The following is a 13358-nucleotide window of genomic DNA, read 5'->3' as shown; positions in this document are numbered from 1 at the left end:
ACGTCTAGCGATCGACGGAGTCGAAGAGGCTGAAAACCCCCATCGCTTCCTCGGCACGCCGACCTAGGGCGCTAACCTGGCGCCTCGACGCGGCGGTGTGACGCACCCCTGCGGCCTGCTGTAATGGCCGCCGTCGGGTGGGCAGGCAGAGGCGGCGCCCACCGTCTTGTCATGGTTCAGGGGACGTCACGTCGACAGCGCGTCAGGCGCCTGGAGCGCTCGAGTTGCGGGCATTGCGGGCGATGACTCAGTCGGTCGCACGTCGCCAAATGGCCCACCTGGGTGGGCAGCTGCACGTGAAGCTCCGGGCCTACAAGTGCCCATCCGCTCCCTGACGAATGGCTTGGGCGCACGGCATGTCGCGCACACCGATCTTTGCGTTGCCAGTTCGGCGCATAATTAATTCGCGGCACCCGAGGACGTGTGATCCAAACGCCTACTACTCAGGAGGACCTTTGCCAAAGAGGAAGCCTACCGCCAAGGTCGCCACCATCGGAGTCTCTCGCACCAAGCTCTACGTCGAAGAGGAACTTGGTTGGATCTTCCGTGAGCAGCCAACAGAAGACTACGGGATAGATGCGCACACTGAAGTTGTGGATGGCGACGACGTGCGGGGTCGTCTGCTTGCTCTACAAATTAAAAGCGGTGAATCTTGGTTCAAAGAGGCAGCGGGCAATGATGGCTGGTGGTACCGACCGGACGACGATCACGTTCAGTACTGGCTGAGTCATTCTCTTCCCGTCGTTGTGGTCCTCTATGACCCACGATCTCGATTGTGCCATTGGCAACTTGTCAGTCTACGTACCCTTCAGCGATCGGCTTCCGGCGGGTGGAAGCTACGCGTTCCTGAATCGCACGTCCTGAACAGCGTCGCCGAGGAGTCCTGGAAGCGCGCTGCGGATGGAGATCCTTACGATCTAAGAATGCGCGGACTTCGGCTAGCTCGCCCCTGGATGGAGATGCTCGCGTCGGGTTCTCGGCTGGTTCTCGAATTTGAGGAGTGGATAAATAAGAGTTCAGGAAGAGGGTCCGTCTCCATCGGAATCGATCATGAGGATGGTCGCGATCCCGAGGTCCTCGTAAGCTGGTACTTCTTTCCGGGGCCCCAGAACTATGCAGATGCTGTACCTAAATTCTTTGCGTGGGCTGACGTTTCCCTTCATGAGGAAACATACGATGAAGCGGACTGGGATCAGTATGATGTCGAAACACGAATATGGGGCGAGGATGAGGTTTACCACTCCGAATCTTACGGGGACTGGAGACGTGGAATCCAGGGGGGATTGCGCCCTTACAGCAACGCGTCAGGCGAGGTGGACATGTACCGCCTTGAGTTGTCGCTTAACGAGCTCGGTTCCGCTTTCCTGACAGTCGATGACTTTGCGACATATGGAGATAGGCAACTAACCGAGTAGGGCGATGGTGCGTGCGCACTAGCGGCAGGAAGCGAGCCGCCCGCCGGCAGAGCAGGTCGTGCATGGTCTGTGCTAATCGCGAGTCAAGTCCCTAGCCTCACAGCGCATGCCTTCCTGTTCACGATTGCCCCAGAGTAGACGCCTTTAGCTAGGCGCGCGTCGTGGCTGCCCTGCTGTCCCTGAAAACTTCCGTCCTTTCGATCCTCCGCATGACTCGCTATCGACAGGGTGAGCCAACGGATGCTCACTGGTTGGCATGCTTCGAGCAAGAAGTCCCCGATGCAGGAATGTGCGGGCCCACGGCCTTGTCCTCCGTCACGCACGCGAGTTTCAACGGATTCGAGGCTGGCTGGGTTGGCAGGCTACTGCCTCTGCGCCCAATGTTGCTGTTGGTTCGTTGGTCTCAGTCACTTCGGACTCGCCGCCCTAGCCGTGGTTGACGACCGCGATCGCAGCATTCGCATAGCTCCTGACGACTCCCTTGCCATCCGCTATTGGGAAACGCGACACGCCGCCACGGTCAAGCTCGTCGTCGCCTACATATCCACGCTCGGCCCTGACGCCCGTCCGGCGATCGTCGTCGGCCTGCCGCCGCCGACGTGTCCTCCCCCGAATTGACCGGCGCTCCGGAGGGCTTGGGGCGCGATGTCGCGGCACGGGACCGATCCACATGGCGACCGGCGTCTTGGCGCACGTGGACGTTTCTCATCTTGCGCGACAGTGGGTTCCCGCTCGGCGACTACGAGGGCGTTCACAGCTGCCGGCCGTTCGGCATCGACGAGGACAGACTCTTCTCAGGGCGCCCACTCAGTGCGGCCAGCCGGGCTGCTTGCGCGGGCTGGTCTCGGTCGTGAAGGGAAGGGGGTTCTGGCTGCTGCCGTAGTACATAGCCCCGAGGCCGGCAGGCCCGTGGCCATGCGCCTCGTAGGCGCGCTCGACTGCGAACTTCCAGAACGCCTCGGAGACGCCGTCGGGGGCAGGGGGCTCGAACTTGGGCGGCCGAGGGACCCCCCGCTTGTTCGGGAAGCTAGCTCTCGGGATTGTGCCGTGGTCGCGAGAGATGAGCCCCTCGCTGGTGACGGCCCAGCCGTCCGCGAGCCACTCGGACAACTGCCCTTGGACCCAAGCTTCGTCCGAAGCGATGCGCCCCGCCACGGCATCGTGCAGAGCGAGGCCGACGTGTTTCAACACGTCCGCATCGACGAGTTTCGCTTCGGTGCCGAATCCGAGTTTCGTCATCTCCTTCCGCAGTTTGAGGAGTAGTTGTATTGGTGTCTCGTCGGGCATCCACAAGACCTCCACAACCGGCCTGCCAGGACCGCCACCTGGATTCCCGGCCGCAAGGTAGTCGACTGCGATCGCAGCTGCGTACTCCTCGGTCCGCATCCCATCCGGCCCTCGAAGCTCGTGGTAGCGCCAGTCGAACGACACTAGTTCGGGTGCGTCCACGGGGGCCTTCAAAGGCACGACAACGACGCCACCCTGCAGAGCCCCAAAGTCGTTCGATGTTTCCAGGGCCTCGGCAACGGAGTCGAAAGACACGTTTGTCGCCACGTTGCGGAGCGGGGCTGTTTGTTCCGCGGTCTCGGACTCGGCCACGCGGTGGAACTCAGCCCGAAGGTCTGCCAGCTGGGTCGCCAGGTCTTGGTTCGCAGTCTGCAACTCCGCCGTTCGGTCATCGACGACCCGGGCGGTGCTCTGGGCGGCCGCCGCACTTACGCGCTTGACAAAGCCGCGCTCGAGAAAGAACACGATGCCAACGAGAACGATCGACGTTCCGATGTTCGTCAACGTGCCGCTCGTGATGCCGTGAAGGTCCCCGTAAGTGGGATCCTGGCGGGCGAGGAAGAAGGGTGCAGCCACGAAGCCGACTCCGACTAGCGTGATAAGCACGATACGGCCCCAGCGCACTTTTTGATGGGCTTCGGTCAACGGTGATCCCTCCCTGGCAAGGTCGTGTCACGTCAGCCTAGGGTCGCTCTCCGTGCGGCTCGGAGATGGGCTCGCCGTCCACCAAGATGCGGCTCGGCTCGGCACGGCGATGCTGCCGGCTGCCCGGGGTATCGACACGTGAAACACGGCCCGGTCCTCGTAACGCGATAGGGGCGCACGGGGACCAGCGGCGCTGCTTCTTGCTGGGCCTCCAAACAGGCATGGTCGGAGGTGTCGAGGTACTGCATCGTCGGCCTGGCGCCCGATCCACCGGGCTAGCCCGTGGTTTCACTCGCCAAGTTTCGCTGTTCACCCACGTGTTTCTAGAGTCTAGGCAGGGCTCCAGCCGAGCCTGCGTCATATTGGCGGTGTTGACGCTAGTGACGGCCCGCGGGTTACACGCCGGCGACGTAGGCGGTGAGGAAGTGGACGCCGTGTCGGTCGAGGTTGCCGCGGGCGCGGTCGTAGTGCTCGGTGGTTCGCGGGTCGGCGTGCCGTGCAGGGATCTGCGCGTCGCGGAGCGGGACGCCGGCGTCGAGGGCGTTGGTGATGGCAGCGTGCCGCAGCGAGTGAGGGCTGATATGCCGTGGGATGCCGGCGGTCTTCGCGATCCGCGAGACCATCCGGTACACGTCGCGTCGGTCGATCGGTTTGCCCGAGACCGGTCGCAGCAGCAGCGGCCCCGTGGTCCGCTGGCCGCGGCAGGCTTCGAGCGCTCGGAGCACGGGGACGGTCACCGGCATGGTCGCGGGCTTGTTGCCTTTGCCAACCAGGTGCAGCACCCGGTGTCCGGGAAGGGTGTCGGCGTAGTCCTCGATCCGAACGGCAGCGGCCTCGGACGCGCGGAGGGCGTTGATGCCGAGGAGGTAGGCGAGGGCGCCGTGGTGCACGGTGATGGTCTGGGCGATCTGCAGGAACCGGATGAGCTCGAGCCGGTCAAGGCCTTGGGTGCGGGACTCGTCACGGTGGATCTTCGGCAGCCGCGCGTAGACGGCGGGGTCGGAGGTGATGAGGCCGTCGATGTGGGCGAAGCGGAAGTAGCCGCGGACGGCGTGCATCATCGTGTTCACCGAGGAATCCATCAGCCCGCGGTCCCCGAGCTGTCGGATGTAGAGCTCTACGTGGGCGCGCTGTACTCCAGCCAACGCGTCGAGCCCGTTCCTCTCGCACCAGGTGAACCACTCATGTAGTTGGAAGGCATAGAGGGTGTGGGTGCGCCCGGAATACCGGGCCAAGTATGACACCGCGGCCAGCTGAGCCGTCGACATCGTCGCGGGCTGGAACGGAAGAAGCGTCGTCGGAGCGGACATGAAATCACCTCACGCGGAGACTGACTACCGGGCCAGACCCCGCTCGCCGACAACGCGGCCGGGCACCTGGCGCTCATTGACGCTAGACCCGTTCCCTCCTCGCGTCCGCTGGCGGCGGAAGGACCCACGGCTCGGCAGCGAATCAGTCCCATCCGCTTCGCCGCCTATAGGGCGAATTGGGTGCGCACCGTGGGCCGCGGATCTGACCGATCAGGGGATGGGGCTCGCCATAGCGAAACCCTCCCAGGTAGCCGCTCGCATCGCTGCGCCCGACGCATAAAACACGCCAGGGCGGCATGGCGGAAACCTGAAGCTACGGAAGCGCGTGCGTGGCGGGATGACAGGGACTACTTAGAGATGTGCACGGGCTCCATTCAGTTACGGTTTGTCCGAGAATGCCCGTAATGCCAAGGGCGCAAAATTGAATATGCGGTCTGCCCGACACGAGAGTTGAGTCATTGGCCGCGTCAAACGGCCTATGCGACGCACCCGCTCGGCTAGGGCGCCAAGGGCGAGAGGGCGCCGTAATGTGCGTGGATGAACCGGATCCGCGACATCCTGGGGCTCGTGGGAATGACGAGCGGAACCCCCTAGATGCTGCCACCGTGAGCCACCGTCACCCAGTGCACTCGCGGTCTTGACTTGGTGCGATTACGGGTCCTGCCACCGCGTGAGCGACTACTGTTCGTCTCAATGTCCGTGCGCATCCAGGGGGAAGCAGTGCAGAGCGTGCCGATTGACTCGTGGCAGTCGTACACCACGGCGACCGTAGTCGCCGTCGGCTTGGTCGCCTCTCTGGTTCTCTTTATTCTGGCGGTAATGGGGCGCCCAAGAACTGGCGCTGGCCAGGTACAGGGGCTTCTCTACACCGTGGCGACACTCCCGCTATTCATATTCACCTACTCGGACAGGCTGCCACTCGACGGTTTGACGGCGAGCTTGCGAACGTCGAGGCCCTTCACATCGTCATTCACAGCACTGATCCTGATGGCGGTCGTGTACTTGATTCGAACAGGAGTATATCTCCAGCTATTCTTACTTCCCGCAATCAGGCTTTCGGAGAAAGAATATTACAGCCAAGATCGTATTGAAGCCCGAGCAAATGACTACTCCGCCCCCCTGTTCGCGTTTGTGAATCTCGACCTCGTTGCCGCGGCCGCTCTTGCAGGTTTGAGCTCTCTGCCCTTCTGGGTCGGCGTGGCCATGTTCGTGGGGATCTTCGCCATATACACGTTCTTTGCTTTCTTGGCCGATCTTCGCGTTCCATTCATCTGGATGGTTGTGCAGGTCACTATTCTTGCACGCGCACTGGCGACCTATGTGAGCTCCGGACTCACGTATATCGTGATTATCGCCGCCAAGTTTGAGCGTTGGCGCCGGCGGGGAAGTCGCGATCTGGATGAGTTCATCATTCGCATGGAGCAGAAGCTCGCTAAGAGCCGCCGGGATGCGCGCACGGCGGACGAAAAAGATCGCGAGCGGCTTCGCGCAGCCGTGGACTAGCTTTCTCGTCACGCTAATGAAAGGAGAGGGACCATTCACACCGAGATTATCTGTGCAGAATGTCCAGACATTTATGCGCCAACGGAGATCATGGCGTTCACCTCGGGAGACGCCCCCGAGGAGAAGCCTTTGACCGAACTGTTTGGCAGTGACGGGCAGACCGTCGCACCAGCCGATGCGAAGTCGAATCTACTCGACCGGCTATTCCAGCCCAAGGATGCTCCTCGCCTACAGCCTGACGCCGCGCTCTCGCGCGATGCGTTAAGGAACCGTCACAAGCTCAAGGACTGGCGATTCAAGTGTCCTCAGGGTCATATTGTGGACGGGAATCCTGGATCGCAATTCGTGTTAGCCGTTGTCGGCCCGTCTGGGTCATCGAAATCGCACGTTCTCCCGGGCCTTCTGTGGGAGACGGACGCGCTCGAAAGACTGCACTCTTTGGGGGTCTCGCTCCGCAAGGCGCAATACTCTGACATAGAACTTGAGGCAGGGCAGCGAGATATATACCAGCTGAACCAAGTCATGCCCGCGACGCTTCCAACCGACGTCCTTGGCCCGTACACCTACAAGGTCTCGTTCAAGCAAGGTGCTGACGCTGCCAATATCTCCCTGCTGCTGTTTGACGTCGGAGGCGAGGCTGTGGCGAGTGCGACGAACATAGGCGAAGTCGCCAAGTTTGTCCTTCTGGCGCGGGCCATTGTCTACCTAATTGACCCTGACGGGTTATTTCCAACCAGTTTTGACCCGGAAGGAATGGCGCCCGCTGGCAACAAGAGAATTGCTGCCGTCAGGCAGCGGGTCGAAGCAATAAGGCAGACCGCGGACGCGTTGAGTAGCGTCTGGGGGCCTTCGATGAATGAGACGGCTTTCGTGTTCGCGGTTGCGAAATCCGATTCTGTGGAATGGGCCTTCGACTGGGCGAGCGAGACCACCAGGGTTATAGCGGAGGCAAAGGACGCAACACTCTCGGAAGCCCTCAGAGCTTCTTCTGCGCGGGTTCGCCAAGCCATCATCGACGTCGGGGGTGAGCGGATCTGCAACGAGATCTCCGCACGTATCCCGGATCACTTGACCCGCTTTGTCAGTCTCGCGGCCACTTCCCAGATGCCGATGATACCTGAAGAAACGGCCATGCATTCTTCGCGTCCTGAGGACGCCCGGTGGGACGAACCCGAACCGAATGGAATCGCACTTGCTTTACTTCAGGCCATGGACGCCTCCGGACACAATGGCTCCGAACCTTCGAGTTGAAGGGGCGGGTCTGTGATCGTTGGCCAGGGTTTATATGGATGGTCCGACGCACTCGTAGACGGGAGCGCCGGCGCGGGAATCGTTGCGCTATCTCCGGCGCTCCGGCAAGCCACCAGCCAAATCGTCAGGCTGCGCCCCGAGAGTTGGCGACCGTTGGAGCACCTTTCGGTCGTGGATGGCCCCACTCCAGAGGTGCCCAAGGCATTGTATGGGAGGCTGCTCTGGCGTGAGGGAAACGGTGCAATCCTGTTCCGCGCTTTGCCGGGGGTTGTAGACTCCAAGGGCCGATATGCACCCTTTGTAAGCTTCCTGGAGACGGATAGCAAAGTCGCGAGTATTGGCCTTCTCGCTCGGATTCCAGAGGAAGGTTGGCTAACCCCCGAGTGGTACATGCATCGGCGGCAACTGAGCGATCTGGACGTAACATCTCATGAATCGACAGGAGCCGTCCCTCTTGATGACATTGTTAGCACGGGCGAATCGATAATGGGTTTCGAGAAGTCCGCAGACGGTTGGTTTTCTGGATCGCCCGTATCTCTTGAGGTGGCTGAGGTGCTTTTCTCCACGCTGAGCCTGCAGTTGGAAGTGGAGATGGTACAAATGGGGCATGGGGATTCGCAGTTGCGAATTCGTTTCAGCCGGTTCCGACCGCCCTCAAGTATGGCTCGAACTCGTCCGTCGGGCGAAGTCCAACGTGCACTCGGGCGCGCTGCCGCGTCTTGGGATGTAGATGGGCAGCCAGACGTCCGGGACGCTGTGAAGGCGCTGATGCGTGAATTGCGATTTTCCGGTGTCCGGGACGTCGGTTCTCGCACCTCGGTCCGGGGGCGGGCTGAACGCGACACGTATTCGATGGCCCTAGGGGCGCCCGCCCATGACGCCGTTCAGGCAAGAAGCCTGGCGGAGTCCGTCAGCGAGCTTGCGACTCGAGAGCTAGTTGCCAAGTGGAATGATGGCAATGGCTCAGGCGCGATCCTCTGTGTTTTGTTGACTCGCGAGCTTGCTCACCCTGGGCACATCAAGGCCTCGGGTCATGCGCTGGCGCCAAGGGATTGCGACTTGACCTCGTTGACGACACTCATTGCAATTGTTCGTGAGGCGAACGAGGGAGCCATCGCCCTCGGCGCCCTGGGCGCCTCTGGGCTTGCGCAGTCGCGAAAGTTTCGACGTTTCGCCGTACTTGGGTTAGCAGATAGGCCCCGCGAACTTTTTGAGCAAGTCTTACCGCTCTGGAATCTGGACGCTGACAAGACTCGTGAGTCCATCATTCTAGTCTTTGACTCGTGGGCCTCATATCGCGGACTTGCTAAGGGTGAAAGGGACAGCCTTCGTGAAGTTCTCTCAGCGTCTGGTCTAAGTTCGTGGCTCCATCGATTGAGGCTTTGATTTATGACAGCGAGCCGGACACTCACTCGTTTGACAGCCACAAGGCGCCGTCGACGACCTCGGGAAGTAGCCAGGACCGGGGACTGGCGGGGATGGCGAGCGTGGTCGCGCACCGGAGGGCGGGGGTGAGGCTCCTCGTCCGAAACCGTCCATGCGGCTGGCGCAGGTCATCGTATTGACCGCTCGCCACGGGAGTGACACCGCTCCCACTATCGACGGTGTGGCGCACCACCACTGGATCGATGGTCGGCAGGCCCTGGTGCGCTTCGAGTGGCTGGCCGGATGAACCAGACGCGCCGGTGTGGCAGCAGTCGTTATCGTACGACGACGGCCGGACGTGGGCGTTGAACTGGCAGATGCTGTTCACTAGGGGCTGATCGGACTCGCGGACGGAGGCAGCATCTTCGCGGCGGATAGACGCGCTTACGGCGTACAACCATTTCCTGTTCGCCATCCGGTAATCGCGCTGCGGGCAGGTGACGCGATGACCAGGGTCCGCGAGCATGCGGTCGACACGCCTCAAGGCGTTACTGTGCCGGTCATGGCACTGCACACGGGGACTGTTCGGATCGGTCGAGTTGTAGTTTCGCTCGAGACGGCCTCGGCCTGGATCCGCGACTACACCAACGGTGCAAGAAACGTCATGAGTGAGCGCCCATACGCCTTCCCCGCTTACGACTGCTACGACGGTGCCGCTGAGCCGGACCGGCTCACGGACGGCGACTTGCTCGCACCGGGGCTCTTGAACGTACCGGTCAAGATCAGATCGTTCTACGGTCTCCAACACGTGCGAGGGCGCCTTGAAGAGGCACTGAGACACCCCCTCCTGGAGCAACCATTAGCCGATGTGGAGGATCCCGACGAGCTTCGACCGACCGTGCGTGCGCTGTACGAGGTACTGGACGACCCGACCACGCGCCCGTGGGGCGTCGGTGGGACGACCCTGTCCAAGGTGCTCCACCGCAAGCGCCCTCATTCCGTTGTGCTCCACGACCGGTGGGTGCATGCCTGCTACGTCGGTGAGGGCGCCCCAGTTCCCCGAGCACACGGCCGCACCTGGGCGGACTACATGGTCCTCATCACCAATGCCATCCGGGAAGACATCGCGAGCCAGCCGGAAGTGTTCGGCGCCCTGAGAGCAGCTGCCGGGGAACCGGGCCTCCTCAGTGACGTCCGGCTTCTAGACATTCTCGCTTGGAACTCCAAAGGCGACGACCCAGCCCAGGGACCTGACGAGTCCCTGTTCGACGGCGAAGAAGCCACCGGATGGGAACCCGACTCCGCGATCAAGTAGATGAGCCACTCGGGCCGCACCCCGGATTCGAGGGTGGCCATGGCGGCGGAATGGCGCGGGCCAGACCCGCTCGCAGTTCGAACCGGCCTAAATCTCCTCGATACGTACTGCTACGCCTCGGGCTGTGATGCGCGTGCTGGAAAACGACCAGATGCTTGCCTTCTGACCGTAGCTGAACGTGACAAGGGCGTTCCCACCCTGAGCCTTGACCTGACGCGCGAGTGCGCGCTTCAACGTGTCGAGAGGCATGTTCTGTCGGTCAGAAGTCGCCTTGACCTCGCCGAGAGTGGCTGCCCCGGGGATCTCTGATTCGGTGAAGAAGACGCCGTCCATCTCGGTTCCCAACACGCCGAAACGCTCGAAGCGCGCCACGATTCAGTTACCCCGCTCGAGGAACATGACCAGTTCCTCGCGCCCGCCCGTCATGGTCGGGAACGTGGCAGTCGCGACTCCCTTGAGCACCCACCCTTCGTCAGCGTAAGAGTTGAGGGCCTCCTGAACGCGCTCGGGATTGAACTTGCCACCGAACATCCGGTCCTTCTGCGTGATGACCTTGTACTCCATGATTTCCTTTCGTTGGTGGCTGACCCGAGTGGGAGGCCGGTGCGACCCGCAACTTACTTGGGGAGAGGGCGCGGCGCAGGACATTCGGGACAAAGGTTCAGAATCCCTCCGGCTGACCGTCGACCGGTGACAAAGAGGCTTGCCAAGGCGGTGGTGCAGCCTGACGAACCACCCGCTGGCTGCCGAATCGCGGCGGAAGGTCGCGCCGCTCGAGCGATGCCGTTCGCTGGGGGCATGCACGAAATGGATGCCGAATGCACGGCCTCCCCGGCGGTCCGTTCAGCGCATCCGTCTCCGGTGACCAACCCACCCGAGCCGCCTCGCGCATCTGACCTGACCTGACTGATACAGGCGACTTGTGCACATCCGGCGACAGCGCATGGGAGCATGTCGGCCGTGAACCCTGTCTCCTCGTCGAACCGTGGCGGTTCGTTAGGTGCCAGCGCATGACCACCGCTCCGCTCGGGACCGTGTCCGAGGTCCTTGCCCGGTTCGAGACCGACTTCGTCGACTTCGCCGACGGCTTCGCGAACGGTGAGTACGTCCTCTGGCTGGGTTCAGGCATCTCCCGAGAGAAGATGCCTCCCGTCGACGTTCTGGTCGAGCGGGTCGTGGAACTTCTGCGGTCAAACATTGACCACGATGACGCATCGTGCCGCTTCAAGTCCGCGCTCGAACAGGTGTTGGACCTCTCCACTTTGACGAACGACGCCCGCGCGGATATTGACTTCGGCTTGCCCGTGGCAGAGTGGGCCGTCCGCGAGCAACTTGTCTGGAGTCTGGTCGGTAACTATTCGAAAGTCCTCGGTGTTCCGGTCGCGCAGGAGTCACAGGACTACCTGGTGTGGACTGGGCTGAACGTGCCAGGCACGTACGGCAACAGCATCATCGAGCCCGACGTTGAGCACTTCTGCATCGGCATCCTGATGCTCGAGGGGGTGGTCGACTCCGCCGTCACTTCGAACTGGGACGGCCTCGTCGAGAAGGCTGTCGCCGAGCTGGCCACAGAGGCGTATGTGCGAGTTGTGGTTGATGCCGCCGAGGACCTAAGGAAGCCGCCGGCCCGATCAGACCTCGTGAAGTTCCATGGTTGCGCCGTGCGCGCCGTTGCGGATGAAACGAAATATCGGAAGATGCTCATCGCCCGGGCCGTCCAAATTGATGGCTGGGCGGCAGACAACCGCCACATGAAGAACAAACTTCAAGGCCTGCTCGGTGAGCGGAACACACTTGTCATCGGGCTGTCAGTCCAAGACGGGAACATGCGCACGATGTTCGCTGAGTCGGCGCGCGACTTAGCTCGCCACTGGCCCGCGAAACCGCCTGCCTTGGTGCTGAGCGAGGAGCGTCTCCACGCGAACCACCGTGAGGCATTGGAACTCGTTTACGGCGACGACTATCACCCCAATGCCTCGGACATCGCCAACGGCGCGCTGCTCGGGGCCTACGGGAAACCAACCCTGATGGCATTGGTGCTGTGGACGCTGACAGAGAAGCTGGCGGCGCTTGCAGCATCCCTTCCGGCCGCCAACCTCGGCTCGGCCGACATCGACCGGTTGAAGGCGGATCTCCGTGCGGCCCGCACGACGCTTGGCGGCCTCATCGCCGACCAGCCGCGAGGGTTCCTTGCCGCTCTAATCCAGACGGTGACCGCGACCCTGTCAATGTTCAGGAGCGGCACGCCTACCGCCGATTCCGGGCACACCTATGTTCCACTGACTGTGGCGACCATCGAGCAGGCGCTGTCGGACCCGGACTTTCCAGCTGCACAACTTGGACGGTTCGCGGTTGCCCTGTCGCTCCTCAGTCGCGGACACCACTCGTCCGATTGGGAAGCCCGACCCGATGCGGCATCGGGTTCGTTCGCCGTCGCGGCGGGATCGGAGAAGAAGCGCATGTTCGTTGTCCGCGACAGTCGCGAAGCGCTCACGTTGGAGCGGTCGGAGGAGTTCGACCCGGATGACGAGCACACGGTCCTCATCTCGGCAGATTGCGAGATGCCCTCGTACACGCGGTCCCCTGGGGGGGCCTACGGCCGCACGGGCCGCACCGGTGCCAGTCGATTCAGTATCGAAGACATCTGCCAAGACGCGACGTCTGCCGATGACCTATACGAAGCGTTCAAAATGGCGGGAGGCCTCGGTTGAGCGGCATCGATACCGTCCTCAGGGTTCTGGAAGACGGCGGCTATGTCAGGTTGTCCAAGCCACTGACGGTGGGGGGCACCCAGTTTGAGTTTGAAGCCGCCGTGTCAGGCACCGACTGGTCACAGGATCTCGTCATCGTGGCGACCGGCGAACTGCCGCCGCGCCGCCTTGTGCGCCTCGTGGCCGTGCTCGCACGGAGTCTCGACGTCGCCCGGTCGAGGCGCCCCATCACGCTTATGGTTCTCGGCGGCCTCGCTGCAGCAGACAAGTCTGAACTGGAACGGCATGCGCGCGTCCTCACGCTCGACGAAGAGGACCCAACCGCCGAGGAGGTCCGGCAGACGGCGGCAGTGTTGTTGCCGCTGGACCTACCAGGAGTCAGCGTCACTGGGCGTGACCCCATCGGAGAAGTCATCTATGCCCTAAGGCGCCAGATCACCGACGAGCACCGGCGTCTCGTCGGAGCAGCCGTCAACGGGCCCGCGGGTCGAGGCGGCGCTGCGGGACTTTGTGAACGGCGCCATCCCGGAGGACGTGCATCCTGATGAGTGAACGG

At 62.3% G+C, this 13358-nt stretch carries 10 protein-coding genes; 6 read left to right on the top strand and 4 right to left on the bottom strand.

Annotated features, from left to right (window positions below; all coding sequences use genetic code 11):
* Window positions 1–455 precede the first annotated feature (455 nt).
* Window positions 456–1415: a DUF4365 domain-containing protein gene (locus AC1DIW_RS06820; protein WP_478106969.1), complete on the top strand. Its 960-nt coding sequence runs from the start codon at window positions 456–458 to the stop codon at window positions 1413–1415.
* Between the two features lie 807 nt (window positions 1416–2222).
* On the opposite strand, the gene AC1DIW_RS06815 is transcribed toward AC1DIW_RS06820, so the two are convergent.
* The gene (locus AC1DIW_RS06815) at window positions 2223–3278 is read right to left on the bottom strand and encodes a hypothetical protein (RefSeq protein WP_478106968.1); all 1056 of its coding nucleotides are present in this window, start codon (window positions 3276–3278) and stop codon (window positions 2223–2225) included.
* A 464-nt stretch (window positions 3279–3742) separates the two neighbouring features.
* Window positions 3743–4615: a tyrosine-type recombinase/integrase gene (locus AC1DIW_RS06810; RefSeq protein ID WP_478107074.1), complete on the bottom strand. Its 873-nt coding sequence runs from the start codon at window positions 4613–4615 to the stop codon at window positions 3743–3745.
* Between the two features lie 735 nt (window positions 4616–5350).
* Here AC1DIW_RS06810 and AC1DIW_RS06805 point away from each other — a divergent pair.
* From AC1DIW_RS06805 to AC1DIW_RS06795, 3 genes are all read left to right on the top strand, one after another.
* Entirely contained in the window at window positions 5351–6160 is an 810-nt protein-coding gene (locus tag AC1DIW_RS06805) for a hypothetical protein (protein ID WP_478106967.1), read from the top strand.
* 129 nt (window positions 6161–6289) lie between these two features.
* Entirely contained in the window at window positions 6290–7411 is a 1122-nt protein-coding gene (locus AC1DIW_RS06800; protein ID WP_478106966.1) for a hypothetical protein, read from the top strand.
* Window positions 7412–9338: 1927 nt separating this feature from the next.
* Window positions 9339–10091 (top strand): DUF6308 family protein, encoded by a 753-nt coding sequence (locus tag AC1DIW_RS06795; RefSeq protein WP_478106965.1) that lies wholly within the window; start codon window positions 9339–9341, stop codon window positions 10089–10091.
* 87 nt (window positions 10092–10178) lie between these two features.
* Here the strand turns inward: AC1DIW_RS06795 and AC1DIW_RS06790 are convergent, their stop codons facing one another.
* Both AC1DIW_RS06790 and AC1DIW_RS06785 read right to left on the bottom strand, forming a co-directional pair.
* On the bottom strand, window positions 10179–10463 hold the full coding sequence (locus AC1DIW_RS06790) for a hypothetical protein (protein WP_478106964.1): 285 nt from the start codon (window positions 10461–10463) through the stop codon (window positions 10179–10181).
* 3 nt (window positions 10464–10466) lie between these two features.
* Window positions 10467–10655, bottom strand: a complete 189-nt coding sequence (locus AC1DIW_RS06785) for a DUF4177 domain-containing protein (RefSeq protein ID WP_478106963.1) — start codon at window positions 10653–10655, stop codon at window positions 10467–10469.
* A 446-nt stretch (window positions 10656–11101) separates the two neighbouring features.
* Between AC1DIW_RS06785 and AC1DIW_RS06780 the strand changes: the two genes are divergently transcribed.
* Both AC1DIW_RS06780 and AC1DIW_RS06775 read left to right on the top strand, forming a co-directional pair.
* A complete protein-coding gene (locus AC1DIW_RS06780) occupies window positions 11102–12802 on the top strand; it encodes an SIR2 family protein (protein WP_478106962.1) in 1701 nt (566 codons plus the stop codon).
* Window positions 12799–13347 (top strand): hypothetical protein, encoded by a 549-nt coding sequence (locus tag AC1DIW_RS06775; protein WP_478106961.1) that lies wholly within the window; start codon window positions 12799–12801, stop codon window positions 13345–13347. The genes AC1DIW_RS06780 and AC1DIW_RS06775 overlap by 4 nt, the downstream gene beginning before the upstream one ends.
* Window positions 13348–13358 lie beyond the last annotated feature (11 nt).

The sequence above is a fragment of the Terrabacter sp. 01T434 genome, from assembly GCF_056398545.1.
This window is presented reverse-complemented; position numbering and strand designations above follow the sequence as displayed.

What these genes read in the sequence shown, in the direction of transcription:
- AC1DIW_RS06810 (WP_478107074.1), bottom strand. Translation starts at nt 4,615, where the DNA reads ATGTCGACGGCTCAGCTGGCCGCGGTGTCATACTTGGCCCGGTATTCC.
- AC1DIW_RS06805 (WP_478106967.1), top strand. Translation starts at nt 5,351, where the DNA reads ATGTCCGTGCGCATCCAGGGGGAAGCAGTGCAGAGCGTGCCGATTGAC.
- AC1DIW_RS06795 (WP_478106965.1), top strand. Translation starts at nt 9,339, where the DNA reads ATGGCACTGCACACGGGGACTGTTCGGATCGGTCGAGTTGTAGTTTCG.
- AC1DIW_RS06785 (WP_478106963.1), bottom strand. Translation starts at nt 10,655, where the DNA reads ATGGAGTACAAGGTCATCACGCAGAAGGACCGGATGTTCGGTGGCAAG.
- AC1DIW_RS06780 (WP_478106962.1), top strand. Translation starts at nt 11,102, where the DNA reads ATGACCACCGCTCCGCTCGGGACCGTGTCCGAGGTCCTTGCCCGGTTC.